This is a genomic window from Labrys wisconsinensis, from assembly GCF_030814995.1.
GTDB classification, from domain to species: domain Bacteria; phylum Pseudomonadota; class Alphaproteobacteria; order Rhizobiales; family Labraceae; genus Labrys; species Labrys wisconsinensis.
In genome coordinates this window covers 131,589-147,721 of record NZ_JAUSVX010000012.1, presented here as the reverse complement: position 1 = coordinate 147,721, position 16,133 = coordinate 131,589, and the positions used below count along the sequence as shown (strand labels likewise).

At 73.6% G+C, this 16,133-nt stretch carries 16 protein-coding genes and 1 riboswitch; of the genes, 10 read left to right on the top strand and 6 right to left on the bottom strand.

Going from position 1 to position 16,133, the window contains the following annotated elements:
• Positions 1–41: 41 nt before the first annotated feature.
• Positions 42–452 carry a DoxX family protein gene (locus QO011_RS27380; RefSeq protein ID WP_307279340.1) on the bottom strand — a complete coding sequence of 137 codons (411 nt, stop codon included), beginning with the start codon at positions 450–452 and terminating at the stop codon, positions 42–44.
• 127 nt (positions 453–579) lie between these two features.
• Between QO011_RS27380 and QO011_RS27375 the strand changes: the two genes are divergently transcribed.
• Positions 580–1,506 carry a LysR family transcriptional regulator gene (locus QO011_RS27375; protein WP_307279338.1) on the top strand — a complete coding sequence of 309 codons (927 nt, stop codon included), beginning with the start codon at positions 580–582 and terminating at the stop codon, positions 1,504–1,506.
• Between the two features lie 10 nt (positions 1,507–1,516).
• On the opposite strand, the gene QO011_RS27370 is transcribed toward QO011_RS27375, so the two are convergent.
• The 4 genes from QO011_RS27370 to QO011_RS27355 all read right to left on the bottom strand — a co-directional run bounded on the left by QO011_RS27370 (position 1,517) and on the right by QO011_RS27355 (position 4,364).
• Entirely contained in the window at positions 1,517–2,530 is a 1,014-nt protein-coding gene (locus tag QO011_RS27370) for a glycoside hydrolase domain-containing protein (RefSeq protein WP_307279336.1), read from the bottom strand.
• 339 nt (positions 2,531–2,869) lie between these two features.
• On the bottom strand, positions 2,870–3,487 hold the full coding sequence (cobO, locus tag QO011_RS27365) for a cob(I)yrinic acid a,c-diamide adenosyltransferase (RefSeq protein ID WP_307279333.1): 618 nt from the start codon (positions 3,485–3,487) through the stop codon (positions 2,870–2,872).
• Positions 3,484–3,975: a bifunctional adenosylcobinamide kinase/adenosylcobinamide-phosphate guanylyltransferase gene (gene cobU / locus QO011_RS27360; RefSeq protein WP_370882020.1), complete on the bottom strand. Its 492-nt coding sequence runs from the start codon at positions 3,973–3,975 to the stop codon at positions 3,484–3,486. The genes cobO and cobU overlap by 4 nt, the downstream gene beginning before the upstream one ends.
• Before the next feature lie 29 nt (positions 3,976–4,004).
• Positions 4,005–4,364 (bottom strand): hypothetical protein, encoded by a 360-nt coding sequence (locus QO011_RS27355; protein ID WP_307279326.1) that lies wholly within the window; start codon positions 4,362–4,364, stop codon positions 4,005–4,007.
• Positions 4,365–4,454: 90 nt separating this feature from the next.
• Positions 4,455–4,653: riboswitch (cobalamin riboswitch) on the top strand.
• A gap of 108 nt (positions 4,654–4,761) precedes the next feature.
• On the opposite strand from QO011_RS27355, the gene QO011_RS27350 reads away from it, so the two are divergent.
• The 7 genes from QO011_RS27350 (at position 4,762) to cobJ (ending at position 13,328) form a co-directional block, all read left to right on the top strand.
• Positions 4,762–5,130, top strand: coding sequence for a DUF1636 family protein (locus tag QO011_RS27350; protein ID WP_307279323.1), 369 nt, complete (start codon positions 4,762–4,764; stop codon positions 5,128–5,130).
• A complete protein-coding gene (gene cobW / locus QO011_RS27345) occupies positions 5,127–6,161 on the top strand; it encodes a cobalamin biosynthesis protein CobW (RefSeq protein WP_307279320.1) in 1,035 nt (344 codons plus the stop codon). The genes QO011_RS27350 and cobW overlap by 4 nt, the downstream gene beginning before the upstream one ends.
• Positions 6,162–6,472: 311 nt before the next feature.
• The gene (cobN, locus tag QO011_RS27340) at positions 6,473–9,820 is read left to right on the top strand and encodes a cobaltochelatase subunit CobN (RefSeq protein WP_307279317.1); all 3,348 of its coding nucleotides are present in this window, start codon (positions 6,473–6,475) and stop codon (positions 9,818–9,820) included.
• Positions 9,817–11,226, top strand: a complete 1,410-nt coding sequence (gene cobG / locus QO011_RS27335) for a precorrin-3B synthase (RefSeq protein WP_307279316.1) — start codon at positions 9,817–9,819, stop codon at positions 11,224–11,226. The genes cobN and cobG overlap by 4 nt, the downstream gene beginning before the upstream one ends.
• Positions 11,213–11,842, top strand: a complete 630-nt coding sequence (locus QO011_RS27330; protein WP_307279314.1) for a precorrin-8X methylmutase — start codon at positions 11,213–11,215, stop codon at positions 11,840–11,842. Before cobG ends, QO011_RS27330 begins: the two co-directional genes overlap by 14 nt.
• The gene (locus QO011_RS27325; RefSeq protein ID WP_307279311.1) at positions 11,839–12,570 is read left to right on the top strand and encodes a precorrin-2 C(20)-methyltransferase; all 732 of its coding nucleotides are present in this window, start codon (positions 11,839–11,841) and stop codon (positions 12,568–12,570) included. The genes QO011_RS27330 and QO011_RS27325 overlap by 4 nt, the downstream gene beginning before the upstream one ends.
• Positions 12,571–12,587: 17 nt before the next feature.
• The gene (gene cobJ / locus QO011_RS27320) at positions 12,588–13,328 is read left to right on the top strand and encodes a precorrin-3B C(17)-methyltransferase (RefSeq protein WP_307279664.1); all 741 of its coding nucleotides are present in this window, start codon (positions 12,588–12,590) and stop codon (positions 13,326–13,328) included.
• 218 nt (positions 13,329–13,546) lie between these two features.
• Here the strand turns inward: cobJ and QO011_RS27315 are convergent, their stop codons facing one another.
• Positions 13,547–14,290, bottom strand: a complete 744-nt coding sequence (locus QO011_RS27315) for a cobalt-precorrin-6A reductase (RefSeq protein WP_307279309.1) — start codon at positions 14,288–14,290, stop codon at positions 13,547–13,549.
• 92 nt (positions 14,291–14,382) lie between these two features.
• Here QO011_RS27315 and cbiE point away from each other — a divergent pair, with 92 nt between their 5' ends.
• Together cbiE and QO011_RS27305 are read left to right on the top strand one after the other, a co-directional pair.
• Positions 14,383–15,618 carry a precorrin-6y C5,15-methyltransferase (decarboxylating) subunit CbiE gene (gene cbiE, locus QO011_RS27310; RefSeq protein ID WP_307279306.1) on the top strand — a complete coding sequence of 412 codons (1,236 nt, stop codon included), beginning with the start codon at positions 14,383–14,385 and terminating at the stop codon, positions 15,616–15,618.
• Complete coding sequence (locus QO011_RS27305; RefSeq protein WP_307279303.1) at positions 15,615–16,004, top strand: cobalamin biosynthesis protein; 390 nt, start codon at positions 15,615–15,617, stop codon at positions 16,002–16,004. The genes cbiE and QO011_RS27305 overlap by 4 nt, the downstream gene beginning before the upstream one ends.
• Positions 16,005–16,133 lie beyond the last annotated feature (129 nt).

Here is a 16,133-nt window from a genome sequence, read left to right as displayed (position 1 = left end):
ATGGCGCGGGCCGGACGCCGGGGGCTTCCGGCCCGGACGTCTCACGCAGTCTGGGCCTTCCCGGACTTCAGCGCCAGGGCGCCGTCCCCGAGCAGGGCCTGCACGATCAGGGCGATGGCCCAGAAGGCCGGATACTCCCAGCCGCCGTTCGGGTTGGTGAAGAAGAAGCCGGCCTTGCCGTGCACGGTGGCGATGGCGCCGACGAGGACGATCGCCAGGATCGGGGCGACGATGCGGGTCTGGAAGCCGATGATGAGGGCGATGGCGCCCAGCACCTCCACCGCCATCGTGAGATAGGCGAGGGCGCCGGGCAGGCCGAGGCTCTCGAAGAAGCCGGCCGTGCCGGCCGGGGTGAACACGAAGATCTTCAGCCAGGCATGGGCCAGGAACAGGATGCCGAGGCTGATGCGCAGCACGAGCGCGGCATAAGGGGCGGTCTTGTCGTCGATCATGATGGTCTCCAGGGCTGCCCGAATTCGCTGTGGCGGGCCGTATGGCGTCACGGCCAAGATGGACAACCCTTCCTCGTTTGATAATCGCGGCAGCTCGAATAGGATCTCACACCGATGGAGTGAGATCATGCTCGACCGCGTTCTCGGCATGCAGGTCTTCGCCCGCGTCGCGGCGCTCGGCGGCTTCTCCGCCGCGGCGCGGGTGCTCGGCATGTCGCAGACCATGGCCACCAAGCATGTGGCGGCGCTGGAGGAGCGGCTCGGCGTCAAGCTGTTCCACCGCACCACCCGCCGCGTCACGCTCACCGAGGCGGGACGGCGCTATCTCGAGTTCTGCGAGCGCATCCTGGTCGAGATGGACGAGGCGGAGCAGGCGGCGGCGGCCGACCGCGTCGAGCCGCGCGGCCTCTTGCGCCTCGCCGTGCCGGTCTCCTTCGGCGTGCGCGAGATCGCCCCGCTGCTGGCCGACTTTACCCGCCTGCATCCGCAGGTCTCGGTCGAGCTCGGCCTCAACGACCGCGTCGTCGACCTCGTCGAGGAGGGCTGGGACCTCGCGGTGCGCATCGGCCTGCTTCGCGATTCCAGCCTCGTCGCCCGTCGCCTCGCGCCCTGCCGCATCATCCTGTGCGCGACGCCCGCCTATCTCAGGGCGCATGGCACGCCGCGCACCATCGCCGACCTCGCCGGGCATGATTGTCTCGGCTACACCCTGCCGACGCCCGCGACCGCCGATCGCTGGGTGTTCGGCGAGACCGCCGACATCGTCGTGCCGGTGACGACGCGCCTTCGCGCCAACAACGGCGATGCCCTGCTCGCCGCGGCGCTCGCCGGGCAGGGGCTGATCTACCAGCCGACCTTCATCCTCGGCGACGACATCCGGGCCGGCCGGCTGGTGCCGCTGGCCCTCGACCACCCCGTGCGCTCGAAGCTGGCCGTGCACGCGCTGATGCCGCCGGGGCGCAATCCGCCGGCCAAGGTGCGGGCCTTCGTCGATTTCCTCGCCCTGCGCTTCTGGCCGGAGGCGCCGTGGGACCGCGGCCTCGGCTTCTTCTGAGCATCGCCGCTCAGGGCGCCGGGCAGGTTTCCGGCCGCGTCATCGCCACCGTCTGGGCGCGCTTGGTCGACCATTGGCCGAAATCGCCCGTGGCGCCGACCTGGTTGAAGTCGAACTGCACCGTGCGCGAGGGATCGCGCGGATAGGTCCAGTCCTGGCAGGTCGTCGGGTTCTCCTGGCGCAGGCTCCAGCGGGCGCTGCGCCGGAACCCGTCATAGCCCGGCCAGCCCGTGGACTGGGCGAGCCAGCAATATTTCACCAGCTTGGCCTTCAGCAGCGCGTCGCAGACATAGCCGCTGCCATAGGCGCCGATGGCGTAGCTTCGGCCGCCGTGCTCCCCCGCCTCGCTGCGGAACACCTCGGCGACGTCGGCGAAGTAGCGCTTGACGAAGGGCAGGATGCTGCGCGGGCCGATGCGGTCGACGGGGACGTCGAGCACGTCGCGCCGGTATTTCAGGAAGCGCGCGTAGTGCCGGACATGCCGGCCCTTGCCGTCGGCGATCAGGCTGCGGCGCCGGGCCGCGCTCATCGGCTTCCCCCCGGAGACGCCATATTCGTAGACGAGGTCGCGCATCACCTGGTCGACGCCATCGACGCTGAAATAGATGGCGCTGCCGAAGGGCTGGCCGTTGGCCTCGGCCAGGGCGAGGGCGCGCTTGGCATCGGCACGGCCGCGGCTCGCGTCGAAGAAGGTCTCGGGGTCGTGGTTGTTGTGCTGGAACACCACCGCGATGCTGAGCCCCTCCGCCAGGATCGCGTCGGATTCCTCGGCGGTGAGGGTTTTGCAGGCGAGCGTCTCGCGCGGATATTCGTAGTAGCGGATGACCGTCCTCACCCCCATGCGCTTGAGCGCCGGCAGGGCCGGGCGGCCGGCGCCGGTGCGCAGCTCCGTCACCGGCATGGAGAAGTCGGCGGCCTTGAGGCCGGCATCGGCGGAACAGGCCGGCGCTCCGGCCGAGGCCGGCGCCGCGCCGGCGACCAGCGCCATGACGAGGCCGCCGAACCATCCACCCATGCGCGGCATGCCTGCCCTCCGTCCGAACCCGCCGCACCGCGCGGCGCGCCCAATGAGTCGGGCAATGTGGCGGATTCGCGGTGGCGGCCGAGTAACGGGAGCGTCAATGGCCGTCGTCGGGACGGCGCGATCGCGGTTGGAGGACGGTGTTCGCGTGGATGGCCGGGACAAGCCCGGCCATGACGGAATCGTTGCGGGAAGGTCTCAAACGGTCGCATCATCCTCAACCGTCATGGCCGGACTTGATCCGGCCATCCACGCGGACACAGGTCGTGGAAGAGGGAGCGCTGTCATCGCCGCTCCGAGCCGCCCGCTCATGATCAAAGATCTCCGATCACATGTCCCCGATCAGAACTCGATGCCCTCCTGCGCCTTCACGCCGGCGGCGAAGTGGTGCCTGACCGCCGTCATCTCGGTGACGAGGTCGGCGGCCGCGACCAGCTCGGGCTTGGCGTTGCGGCCGGTGACCACCACGTGCAGGTCGGGCCGGCGCGCTTCCAGCGCCGCCAGCACCGTCTCGAGCGGCAGGTAGTCGTAGCGCAGCGCGATGTTGAGCTCGTCGAGCACCAGGAGGCGGATGCCGGGGTCGGCCATCATCGCCTGCGCCGCCGCCCAGGCCCGCCCCGCGGCGGCGACGTCGCGGTCGCGGTCCTGCGTCTCCCAGGTGAAGCCCTCGCCCATCGACTTCCAGGTGACGAGGTCGGCAAAGCGCTCCAGCGCCGTGCGCTCGCCGGTGGACCAGGCGCCCTTGATGAACTGCACCACGCCCACCCGCCAGCCATGGCCGAGGGCGCGCAGCATCAGGCCGAAGGCGGCGGTCGACTTGCCCTTGCCCGCGCCGGTGTGGACGATCAGGAGGCCCTTCTCGATGGTCTTGGCGGCGACCTCCGCGTCCTGCACCGCCTTGCGCTTGGCCATCTTGGCCTTGTGACGGGCGGCTTCGCTCCCGGGCGTCTCTTCGGTCATTTCACCACCATCGGCAGGCCGGCGACGAGGAACAGCACCCGCTCGGCGCGGCGGGCGAGGCGCTGGTTGAGCCGCCCCGCCTCGTCGCGGAAGGCGCGGGCGAGGGCATTGTCCGGCACGATGCCGAGCCCGACCTCGTTCGAGACCAGCACCACGGGACGGGGCGCTGCGTCGAGCGCCGCCTCCAGGGCGGCGAAGGCAGCGTCGCGATCGACCTCGGCCAGCATCAGGTTGGTCAGCCACAGCGTCAGGCAGTCGACCAGGACGGGGCCCTGCGCCGCGGCGAGAGCGCCGGCGAGGTCGAGCGGCGCCTCGAGCGTGGCCCAGCGCGCGTCGCGGCGCCGCCGATGCTCGGCGATGCGTTCGCGCATCTCGGCGTCGAAGGCCTGCGCCGTGGCGATATAGGTCCAGGGCGGCGGCAGCGCTGCGACCAGCCCCTCGGCATGGGCGCTCTTGCCGGAACGGGCGCCCCCGAGCACCAGGGTCAGGCGGTCGGCGGGGGCGGTCACGGGCAGGCCTATTTGTGCAGGGCGGTCGTGGTGAAGCCGAGGACGTCGGCGAAGATGGCGATGCCGACCCCGATCGCGGCGAGGCCGATGCCGGTGAGGAAATAGCGGATCAGGCGCTCATAGCTGGCGAGCTGGAGCGAGCGGATCGACAGCATCCCGGCCAGGGCCCGGATCTGCAGCAGGATGCCGATGCAGATCAGCAGCACCGCGCCGATGTCGGTCCGGTTCCAGGGGCCGGGCTGCGCCGCCCAGGTGCTGAGGAAGCTCAGGGAGAAGCCGACGACGACGCCGATGGCGGTCAGCGAGCCGTTGCGGAAGGTCGGATCGATCGTCGCGGCCTTGTCGGCCGGTTCCTGCTCGCTGCCCATCGCTTCCGTCCCGCATCGCGCCCGGCGCCGCGCAGCGCATCCGGGAAAGTCGCCGTCGCCTGCGCGATTGACAAGGCTTGTCGCACAGTCCTTTAGTCCGATCCAGACGGTCTCTCGTCCGAGAGCGAACAGGGAATGCGGTGCGGGGCGTTCGCCCTCAATCCGCGGCTGCCCCCGCAACTGTGAGCGGCGAGCGGCGTGCCAAGGAGCCACTGGGATGGATTCCCGGGAAGGCGGCGCGTCGTGCCAAAACCGCGAGCCAGGAGACCTGCCGTCGAATCATGCCGGTCCGGGCGGGGCGCCCCGGGCGCAACCGGTGCCAGGCTGCCGTTTGCCGCGGCAGCCGCTTCCGCGCCCGATGCCGCGACCGCGGCGCGAAGAGGGGCCCACCCGGCCGATGCGGGACGTCGTCATCCATGTCTGCGTCACCTGCCGTCACGAGGGCTGGGATCCCGAGGCGCCGCGCCCCGGCGCGCGCCTGCACGCGGCGCTGACGCGCCTCGCCCCGCCGGCGCGGATCGTCGCCGTCGAATGCCTCGGCAATTGCCGGCGCGCCTGCACCGTCTCGCTCTCGGCGCCCGGCGCCTGGACCTATGTCTTCGGCGACCTCACCCCCGAGGCCGGCCCCGACGTCGTCGTCGCGGCAGGCCTGCTCGGCGCCTCCGCCGACGGCCTGATGCCTTGGCGCGGCCGGCCCGAGCCGTTCAAGCGCGGCATGATCGCCCGCATTCCGCCTTTCCCCACCCTCGAGGACGCCGCCGAATGAGCCCGCTCGACAAAGTTCCCTGCACCATCGTCACCGGCTTCCTCGGAGCCGGCAAGACCACGCTGATCCGCCATCTCCTGGAGACGGCGAACGGCCGCCGCCTCGCCCTGATCGTCAACGAGTTCGGCGACGTCGGCGTCGACGGCGACATCCTCAAGGGCTGCGGCATCGAGAGCTGCCCGGCCGATGCCATCGTCGAGCTCGCCAATGGCTGCATCTGCTGCACCGTGGCCGATGATTTCGTGCCGGCGCTGGAGGCGCTGCTCGGCCGGGCCGAGCCGCCCGAGCACATCGTCATCGAGACCTCGGGCCTCGCCCTGCCCAAGCCGCTGGTCAAGGCCTTCGGCTGGCCGGCGGTGCGCTCGCGCGTCACCGTCGACGGCGTGGTCGCGGTCGTGGACGGCGCCGCCGTGGCGGCCGGGCGCTTCGCCGACGATCCGGAGGCGCTGAAGCGCCAGGCCGAGGGCGATGCGGCGCTCGACCACGACAACCCGCTGGAAGAGGTCTACGAGGACCAGCTCCTCTGCGCCGACCTGGTCGTCCTGAACAAGAGCGACCTGATGACGCCCGAGGAGGCGGCCGGTGTCGCCGCCGACATCGTCCGCACCGTGCCGCGCGCCGTGAAGGTGGTGCGCACCAGCCAGGGCCGCATCGACGCGGCCGTGCTGCTCGGCCTCAGCGCTGCGGCCGAGGACGATCTCGCCGCGCGGCCGTCGCATCACGACGCCGAGGCCGAGCACGACCATGACGACTTCGACACCTTCGTCGTCGAGCTGCCGGCCGTCGCCGAGCCCGAGACGCTGCTCGCCCGCCTCAAGGCCACGGCCGAGGCGCACGACATCCTGCGCATGAAGGGCTTCGTCGCCGTCGACGGCAAGCCGATGCGCCTGCTGGTCCAGGGTGTCGGGGCGCGCTTCTCCCACCATTTCGACCGCGCCTGGGCCCCCGGCGAGGCGCGGGCCAGCCGCCTGGTGGTCATCGGCGAGAAGGGCCTCGACCGCGCCGCGATCGAGCAGGCGCTGGCGGCGTAGGGAGCGCACGGATGGGGCTGAGAGGGCAGCCAGGCTGCATGCAACGGCGCAACGCATGGCCGACGGGTGTCAGCGCGCCGGTCGCCGCTCTCCCGCCACGCCAGCCGCTCCCCTCCCCCTTGTGGGGAGGGGTGAGGGGTGGGGGTCGTGCAGAACGGATCGCGCCCGATGCCACTGGGCGCCTTGCATCGAGCGCCGCGTTCTTTCCTGATGGACCCCCACCCCTCACCCCTCCCCACAAGGGGGAGGGGAATGGCCGGCGTCGCGCCCTGCGCGCATGCGCACGCCGGCCGGTTCCGGCCGGCTAGCCCATGCACCTCCTCCCGCAGGACAAGCGCTCGCTCGACACCGCCGAGGCGGCGGTCGATCTCGGTCAGACGCCGGGCGACGTGGTCTTCCTGTCCTTCACCGACAGCGACCTGGCGCTCGCGACCCTGTCCGGCGTCGAGGGCCTGCGCGTCGCCCCGCTCGCCAGGCTGCGCCATCCCCTGTCGGTCGACCTCTATCTCGACGGCGTCTGCCGCCATGCCCGGGCCATCCTGGTGCGCCTGCTCGGCGGGGTCGACTATTGGCGCTACGGTGCCGAGGAGCTCGGCGCCCTGGCGCGCCGGCACGGTATCGCCCTGGCGCTGGTGCCGGGCGACGAGCGGGCCGACCCGAGGCTGGTCGAGCTCTCCACGGTTCCGCCCGCCGATCTCGACCGCCTGGCGGCCTGTTGGCGCGAGGGCGGCCGGGGCAATGCGCAGGCTTCGCTCCGCCACATCGCCCGGCTCGGCGGCCTGGAGCGCGGCGAGGCGCTGCCGCCCGCCGCGCTGCCGCGATACGGGGTCTACGACCTGCCCGATCGGCAAGGCGCGGCGCCGGTCGGCGCGTCCGGGGCCGTCATCGTCTTCTACCGCTCGATCCTGCTCGCCGCCGACACCGCGCCGATCGACGCCCTGGCGCGGGCGCTGGGCGCGCGCGGGCTGGCCGTCACCGCGCTGTTCGTCGGCTCGCTGAAGGACGCGACGACGGCGCTCTGGATCGAGCGGCAGCTCGCCCGCCTCCGCCCTGCCGTCGTCCTCAACGCCACCGCCTTCTCCGCCCGGCGCGACGACGGCGGCGCCGCCCTCGACGCCGCCGGCTGCCCGGTGCTGCAGGTCGTCACCGCGGCTTCCTCCGAGGAGGCCTGGGCCGCCTCGGTCCGCGGCCTCGGCGCCACCGACCTTGCCATGCATGTCGCCCTGCCCGAGCTCGACGGCCGGCTGCTCGCCGGGGCGATCTCGTTCAAGGCGGAGGTCGAGGAGGGCGGCATCGTCCGCACCGTGCACGCGCCGCATCCCGGGCGCATCGCCGCCGTCGCCGACAAGGCCGCCGCCTGGGCCCGCCTCGCCGCCACGCCGCGCGGCGAGCGCCGTCTGGCGCTGATCCTCTCCAACTATCCCGGGGCGGAGGGCCGCGCCGCCCATGCCGTCGGCCTCGACGCGCCGGCTTCGACCCTCGCCATCCTCGATCGTCTCGCCGCCGAGGGCTATGCGGTGTCGGACCGGCCGGCGGACGGCGAGGCGCTGATGCGGGCGCTCGACGGCGCCGAGGCCTCGGAGGCCGGCCTCGAGCTCGAAGCCTACCGCGCCTGGCTGGCGGGCCGGCCCGATTCCGTCCGCGCCGCCCTTGCCGCGGCCTGGGGTGATCCGGCGGAGGATATCGCCTGCCGGGACGGCGCCTTCCGCTTCGCCGTGCGCGCCTGCGGCCATGTCGCCGTCGCCGTGCAGCCCGATCGTGGCGGCGCCCTCGACCGCAAGGCCGACCACCATTCGCCCGACCGGCCGCCGCGGCACGCCTATCTCGCCTTCTACCTCTGGTTGCGCGAGCGCCTGCGCCTCGACGCCCTGATCCATCTCGGCACGCACGGCACGCTGGAATGGCTGCCGGGCAAGGCGGCGGCCCTGTCGGAGGCCTGCTTCCCCGAGGTGGCGCTCGGGCCGGTGCCGGTGCTCTATCCCTTCATCGTCAACAATCCCGGCGAGGCGGCGCAGGCCAAGCGCCGGCTCGGCGCGGTCGCGATCGGCCACATGACGCCGCCGCTCGCCGCCGCCGGCCTCACCGGCACGGCCGAGGCGGTGGAGCGGCTGATCGACGAATATGCCGGCGCCGACGGGCTCGATCGCCGCCGCATGGCGCATCTGCGCAAGGAGATCGTCGAGATCGCCCAGGACGGCGGCCTCGCCGCCGAATGCGGCATTGCCCCCGGCACCGGCGAGGAGGAGACGCTCGCCCGGCTCGACGCCTTCCTCTGCGACGTCAAGGAGCTGCAGATCCGCGACGGCCTGCACGTCTTCGGCCGCTCGCCGCCCGAGCACGGCCTGCTCCTCGACGCGCTCGCCCGCACCAGCGGCGAGGACCGCCGCCCGGCCCTTGCCGCCGCGCTGGATGCGACGGGCGAGGCGGAGATGGTCGGCCTGCTTGCTGGCCTCGACGGGCGCTTCGTGCCGCCCGGCCCGGCCGGGGCGCCGACGCGCGGGCGCGCCGACGTGCTGCCCACCGGGCGCAACCTCACCACGCTCGATCCCCGCGCCGTGCCGACCCGCGCCGCCGCGGCGATCGGCGCCCGAGCCGCGGGCGAGCTGGTGCGCCGCTACCTCCAGGATTTCGGCCAGCACCCGCGCCGCATCGTCATGGACCTCTGGGGCTCGGCCACCATGCGCACCGGCGGCGACGACATCGCCCAGGCCCTCGCGCTCCTCGGCGTCGCGCCGGTCTGGGACGATGCCTCCAACCGCGTCGGCGGCTTCGAGGTGCTGCCGCTCGCCCGGCTCGACCGGCCGCGGATCGACGTGACGCTGCGCATCTCCGGCCTGTTCCGCGACGTCTTCGCCGGCCAGATCGCCCTGATCGACGAGGCGGTGCGGGCCGTCGCCGCCCTCGACGAGGACGGGGACTGGAACCCGCTCGCCGCCGCCCGCCGTGCCGGCGAGGCGCGGCCGCTGCGCATCTTCGGCGCTGCCCCGGCCGCCTATGGCGCCGGCATCGCCGACCGCCTCGCCCGCGGCGCCTGGCAGAGCCGCGCCGATCTCGGCGAGGACTATCTTACCGCCGGCGGCTATGCCTATGGCGCCGGGCTGGAGGGGAGCGAGGCGCGTGAGGCCTTTGCCGGCCGGGTGGCGTCGGCCGACGCCCATCTCCACGGCCAGGACCATGCCGAGATCGACATTCTCGACGACGTCACCTTCGCCGCCTTCCAGGGCGGCTTCGGCGCGGCGCTGGCGGCGCTGGGCGCCAAGGCGGCGCTCTACCACGCCGATCTCACCGACCCGGAGGCGCCGAAGCTGCGCAGCCTGGCCGAGGAGGTGGCGCGCATCGTCCATGGCCGCGCCGCCAATCCGCGCTGGATCGCCGGCATGATGCGCCACGGCTTCGCCGGCGCAGCCGAGCTCGCCAACGCCGTCGACAGCCTGTTCGCCTTCGCCGCCACGGCCGGCGTGGTCACCGACGCCGCCTTCGATCGCATCCACGCCGCCTATGTCGAGGACGACGCCGTCGCCGCCTTCCTCGATGCCGCCAATCCCGGCGCGGCGCGCGCCATCCGGGCGCGGCTGGCCGAGGCCCTGCGCCGCGGCCTGTGGCGGCCGCGCCGCAACGCCGCCGCCCGGCTGCTCGACACGGCGGAGGCGGCGCCGTGAGCGCGCGCCGCCGCGGCTGGTGTCCGGGCGCCCTGCGCCCGATGCGCACGGGCGACGGCCTGCTCGTGCGCGTGCGCATCACCGCCGGCGTGGTGCCGCCCGGGCTGGCCCAGGCGCTGGCCGGTGCCGCGCGGGCCTTCGGCAACGGCCTGCTCGACCTCTCCGGCCGGGCCAACCTGCAGCTGCGCGGCGTCACGGACGAAACGCTCGGCCTGCTGCAGGCACGCCTCGCCGCCCTCGGCCTGCTCGATGCCGATGCTGCCGGCGAGACCGTGCGCAACGTGCTGGCGAGCCCGCTTGCCGGGCTCGACCCGGCGGAGGCGATCGACGTCGGGCCGCTCGCCCTTGCGCTGGAGAAGGCGCTGGTCGCCGATCCCGCGCTGCATGCGCTGCCGGCAAAGGTCCTGTTCCTGATCGACGGCGGCGGCACGCTGCCGCTCGATGGGGTCGACGCGGACGTGCGGTTCGCGGCGATGGGCAGGGATCGCTTCAGCGTCGAAGCGGGTGGGGCGGCGATCGGAACGGTCGCGGCCGACGGGCTCGTTGCCGCCGCAACGGCGCTGGCGAAGGCCTTCCTGGCGCTGCGCGTGGGCGAGGAACGGCGCTTCCGCGAGGTGGTGGCCCGGCTGGGCGCGGCCGCGGTTGCCGTGCGCGTCCCCCCTCTCCCGGCCGGGAGAGGGGCAGGGGTGAGGGCCTGCACGGTTCCGGACGAGGCGCAGGCCGATATTGGTGCGGGCGACGAAGGCGGCGCCCGATTGCCGAAAAGCCTAGACCCTCACCCCTGCCCCTCTCCCGGCCGGGAGAGGGGCAGGGGTGAGGGTCCGGCCGGCTACGTCCCCTTCGCCGGCGGTGCGTCGACAGGCCTCTTCGCCGCCGCCGCCCCCTTCGGTCGCCTGACCGCCGACCAGCTCGACGGCCTCGCCGCCCTCGCGGCCGAGCACGGCTGCGGTCTGCGTCTCTCCCCTTGGCGCGCGATCCTGCTCGCCCCCGTCCCGGCGGCGGCTGCCCCGGCCCTGGCCGAACGCATTGCCGCCCTCGGCCTGGTCGTCGATCCCGCCGATCCCCGCCTCGCCGTCGCCGCCTGTCCGGGCAGCCCGGCCTGCGCCTCGGGGGAGGGCGCGGCCCAGCGCGATGCGGTGCGGTTCGCCGAGGCCTTGGCGCCGCTCCTCGCCCGTGGCGGCATCTCCGTCCATGTCTCCGGCTGTCCGAAGGGCTGCGCTCGCCGAGCTCCGGCGACGCTGACCCTCGTCGCCCAGGGCGGGCGCTACGGACTTGCCTTCCAGGCCGACGCCATGGCACCCAGCGCCACCCCGCCGATGTCGGTGCCCGACATGGCCGCCCGTCTTGCTGCGCTCGACCCGAGCGAGATCCCGTCCGGAAGCCCGAAGACCCATGCCAGACCGTGACTATATCCGCGACGGCGCCGAGATCTATCGCCGCTCCTTCGCCATCATCCGCGCCGAGGCGGATCTCGCGCGCTTCGCACCCGACGAGGCGCAGGTGGCGGTGCGCCTGATCCATGCCTGCGGCATGGTCGAGGTCGCCGCCGACATCGCCATGGCGCCGGGCTTCGTCGCCGCCGCCCGCGCCGCCCTTCGCGCCGGCGCCCCGGTCCTGTGCGACGCCAAGATGGTGGCGAACGGCGTCACCCGCGCCCGCCTGCCGGCGGACAATGCGGTGGTGTGCACGCTGGACGATCCCAGTACGCTGGCGCTCGCCGCCGAGATCGGCAACACCCGCACCGCCGCCGCCCTGGAGCTCTGGCGCGAGCGGCTGGCCGGCGCGGTGGTCGCCATCGGCAATGCGCCGACCGCGCTGTTCCACCTGATGGACATGATCGACGCCGGCGCGCCGAAGCCGGCCGCCATCGTCGGCGTGCCCGTCGGCTTCGTCGGCGCCGCCGAATCGAAGGAGGCGCTGGCCGCCTGGAACGCGGTGCCCTGGCTGATCGTGCGCGGGCGCAAGGGCGGCAGCGCCATGACCGCCGCCGCGGTCAATGCCCTGGCGAGCGAGGTCGAATGAGCGCCAGGGGCCGCCTCTACGGCGTCGGCGTCGGCCCGGGCGACCCGGAGCTGATGACCCTCAAGGCCGCGCGCCTCGTCAAGGCGGCGCCGGTGCTGGCCTATTTCTGCAAGCAGGGCCAGCGCGGCCATGGCCGGGCCATCGTCGAGGGCTTTCTGGCCGAGGGCGTGATCGAGGAGGAGCTCGCCTATCCCATGACCACCGAGGCGCCGGCGGACGGCGCCGCCTACCATGCCGCGCTGTCCGGCTTCTACGACGCCGCGGCGGCGCGCCTTGCCGTGCACCTCGACGCCGGGCGCGACGTGGTTGTGGTGTCGGAGGGCGATCCCTTCTTCTACGGCTCCTTCATGCCGGTGTTCCACCGCCTCGCCGCCGACTACGAGACCGAGGTGGTGGCCGGCGTCTCCGGCATGGCCGGCTGCTGGACCCGCGCCCGCACGCCGATCGCCTATGGCGACGACGTGCTCGCCGTGCTGCCGGCGACGCTGCCCGCCGCGGCGCTGCGCGAGCACCTCGCCCGCGTCGACGCGGCCGTGATCATGAAGCTCGGCCGGCACTTCTCCAAGACCCGCGCCGTGCTGGAGGAGCTGGGCCTGGCCGAGCGCGCCGTCTATGTCGAGCGCGGCACCATGGCCGGCGAGAAGGTGCTGCCGCTGCCGCCGGCCGGCTACGAGGGCGCCCCCTATTTCGCCATGATCCTGGTCCCCGGCCGGGGACGCAGCCTGTGACGCCGGCCGGGCGCCTGATGGTGGTCGGGCTCGGTCCCGGGCCTGAGCGCTGGTTGACCGCCGAGGCGCAGGCGCTGCTGGCCGAGGCGACCGACATCGTCGGCTATGGTCCCTATGTCGACCGCGTGCCGCCGTCCGCCGCCCGCCGCCACGCCTCCGACAACCGCGTCGAGCTCGACCGCGCCCGCCACGCCCTGGAGCTGGCCGAGGCCGGCGCCCGCGTCGCCGTGGTCTCGGGCGGCGATCCCGGCGTCTTCGCCATGGCCGCGGCCGTATTCGAGGCGGTCGAGGCCGGGCCGCCGGCCTGGCGCGGGCTCGACATCCTCGTCGCCCCCGGCATCACCGCCATGCTCGCCGCCGCGGCCCGGCTCGGCGCGCCGCTCGGCCATGATTTCTGCGCCATCTCGCTCTCCGACAACCTCAAGCCCTGGGCGGTCGTCGAGAAGCGCCTCGTCGCGGCGGCGGCGGCGGATTTGGTCATCGCGCTCTACAATCCCGCCTCCAAGGCGCGGCCGGACCAGATCGGGCGGGCCTTCGAGGCTTTGCGGTCGGCGGTCGGCGAGCGCCTGGTGATCCTGGCCAAGGCGGTCGGCCGGCCGGACGAGACAATCATCCGCACCAGCCTCGCCGCGGTCGATCCGCGCGAGGTCGACATGCGCACGCTGGTGATCATCGGCTCGGCCGCGACGCGGGTGATCGAGCGGCCGGAGGGCGAGGCGTGGGTGTACACGCCGCGGCGCTGGGAGGAGGGGGCGTGACGGACGCGACGCGAAAGCCTTCTCCGCGAAGCGGGGAAGGTGGCGCCACGCAGTGGCGACGGATGGGGTGTGGCGGGCAGGTCAAGACCTGTGGTCGGCTTGCACAACGGTTGTGCAACGCTGCCGACGACCGCAGATCTGCCCGCCACACCCCATCCGACCTTGCTCCGCAAGGTCACCTTCCCCGCTCCGCGGAGAAGGCTTTCGCGTCGCGCCCGTTATCGCCGCCGCGCGCCCACCACCCCTTCGATCCACGCCATCGCCGCCTCCGCCGTCTCGACCGCCGGCACCTCTGGCGCCTCCGGCCGGCGCATCAGGACCACCGGCAGGCCGAGCGCCCGGGCCGCGGCGATCTTGCCGTAGGTGGCGCTGCCGCCGGAGTTCTTGGTGGCCACCACCTCGATCCGTGCCTCGACCAGCAGCCGGCGTTCGTCGTCCTCGGCGAAGGGGCCGCGCGCCAGGATCAGCCGCGCCCGCGGCGGCAGGCGGTCGGGCGGGTCGACGGTGCGGACGAGATAGTCGTGCTGGGGCGCATCGAGGAAGGCGTCGAGCTCCAGCCGCCCGACGGTCAGGAACACTCGCCGCGGCGTGCTGCCCAGCGCCCGTGCCGCTTCGGCGGCATCGGCGACCTCGGTCCAGCGGTCGCCGGCGACGGCCTGCCAGGGCGGGCGGCGCAGGGCGAGCAGCGGCGTGCCGTTTTCCCGGCAGGCGGCAAGCGCATGGACCGAGATCTGATCGGCGAAAGGGTGCGTCGCATCGACCACGGCCGCGACGCCGTGCTCGGCGAGGAAGCGGGTCAGGCCCTCGATGCCGCCGAAGCCGCCGATACGGTGGGCGATCGGCGGCGTCGCCGGCTGGCGCGTGCGGCCGGCGAGCGACAGCAGGGCCGGGATCTCCGGCCGTGCCGCGAGGAGCCGCGCCAGCGCCGAGGCTTCGGTCGTGCCGCCGAGGATCAGGATCATGGCCGCCCCAAGCCGCTTGTCGTGGCTTTCGCCACGATTGCTCTGAGTCTGAGATCCAAGCGGGTTCGGGGGAATCTGCTTGGAGGGTTGCGATGACCGCCTTGAACCATCCCGGTCGCTGGCTGTCCATCGTCGGCATCGGCGAGGACGGCTTCGCCGGTCTTTCGCCGGCGGCCCGTGCCGTGGTGGAGGCGGCCGAGCTGCTGGTCGGCGGCGCCCGTCACCTCGCCATGGTCGCGGGCGGGGCAGCCGAGCGTCTGACTTGGCCGAGCCCGCTGACCGACGCCGTGCCGCTGCTGCAGGCCCGGCGCGGCCGGCGCGTCGTGGTGCTGGCCTCGGGCGATCCCTTCCTCTGGGGCGTCGGCGCCACGCTGGCGCGCCACGTCCCCGCCGATGAGATCGCGTGCCTGCCCGCGCCCTCCGCCTTCGCCCTCGCCGCCGGCCGGCTCGGCTGGGCCGAGCAGGACTGCGCCCTGGTCTCGCTGCACGGGCGCCCCTTCGAGGCGATCGTCCCCCATGTCCAGCCCGGGGCTCGCATCCTGGCGCTGACCTGGGACGGCAGCACGGCGGCCAAGGTCGCCGAGCATCTCGTCGCCATGGGCTTCGGCCCCTCGCGCCTCACCGTGCTCGAAGCGCTCGGCGGTCCGCGCGAGGCGATCCGCGGCGCCCGTGCCGACGCCTTCGATCTCGGCGGGATCGACCCCCTCAACCTGCTGGCGATCGAGGCGGTGGCCGGCCCCGACGCCCGGCCTGTGCCGCTGGCGAGCGGCCTGCCCGATGCGATGTTCGAGCATGACGGCCAGCTCACCAAGCGCGAGATCCGCGCCGTCACCCTGTCCTCGCTCGCCCCGCTGAAGGGGGAGCTGCTCTGGGACGTCGGCCTCGGCGCCGGCTCGATCGCCATCGAATGGCTGCTGCGCGATGCCGCCAATCGCGCCGTCGGCATCGAGGAGCGGCCCGACCGGGCCGCGCGCGCCGCCCGCAACGCCGCGGCGCTCGGCGTGCCGCGTCTCGCCCTGGTGCAGGGCCGGGCGCCGGCGGCCTTTGCCGGCCTGGAGCCGCCCGATGCCGTGTTCCTCGGCGGCGGCGCCGGCGATGCCGGCGTGTTCGAGGCGGCCTGGGCGGCGCTGAAGCCGGGGGGGCGGTTGGTCGCCAACGCGGTTTCGCTGGAAACCGAGGCGCTGCTGGCGCAATGGTACGCCCGCCACGGCGGCGAGCTGATCCGCCTCTCCGTCGAGCGCATCGCCGCCATCGGCGGCATGCACGGCTGGAAGCCGGCCATGCCGGTGACGCAATGGAGCGCGGTGAAGCCCGTGAGGACGCCATGAACATCGTCGCCGCCGGCTTCGGCTGCCGCAAGGGCTGCGAGGCGCAGGAGATCATCGAGCTCGCCGAGCTGGCCATGGCCAGGGCCGAGCTGCCGATGCGCCATCTCTCCGGCCTGTTCGCCCCCGCCTTCAAGCACGGCGAGACCGGGCTCGCCGAGGCGGCGCGGCGTCTCGGCCTGCCGCTGGTGCTGATTCCCGAACCGATGATGAAGGCGGCCGAGCCGCGCGCGATCACCGTCTCGGAGCGGGTTGTGGCCCTCACGGGCCTCGCCAGCGTCGCCGAGACCGCCGCCCTCGCCGGCGCCGGCCCGACCTCGCGCCTGGTGCAGCCGCGCACCGCCAGCCGCAGCGCCACCTGCGCCATCGCGGTGTCGGGGCAGGGGTGATGGGCGTGCGCGCGCCCACCCCGGCGATCACGGGTGGCATGGCCATTGTCGTCCAATCCGCAACGGTTCCGTCATGGCCGGGCTTGACCCGGCCATCCACGCGAACACAAACAGATGATGGTTGTACCC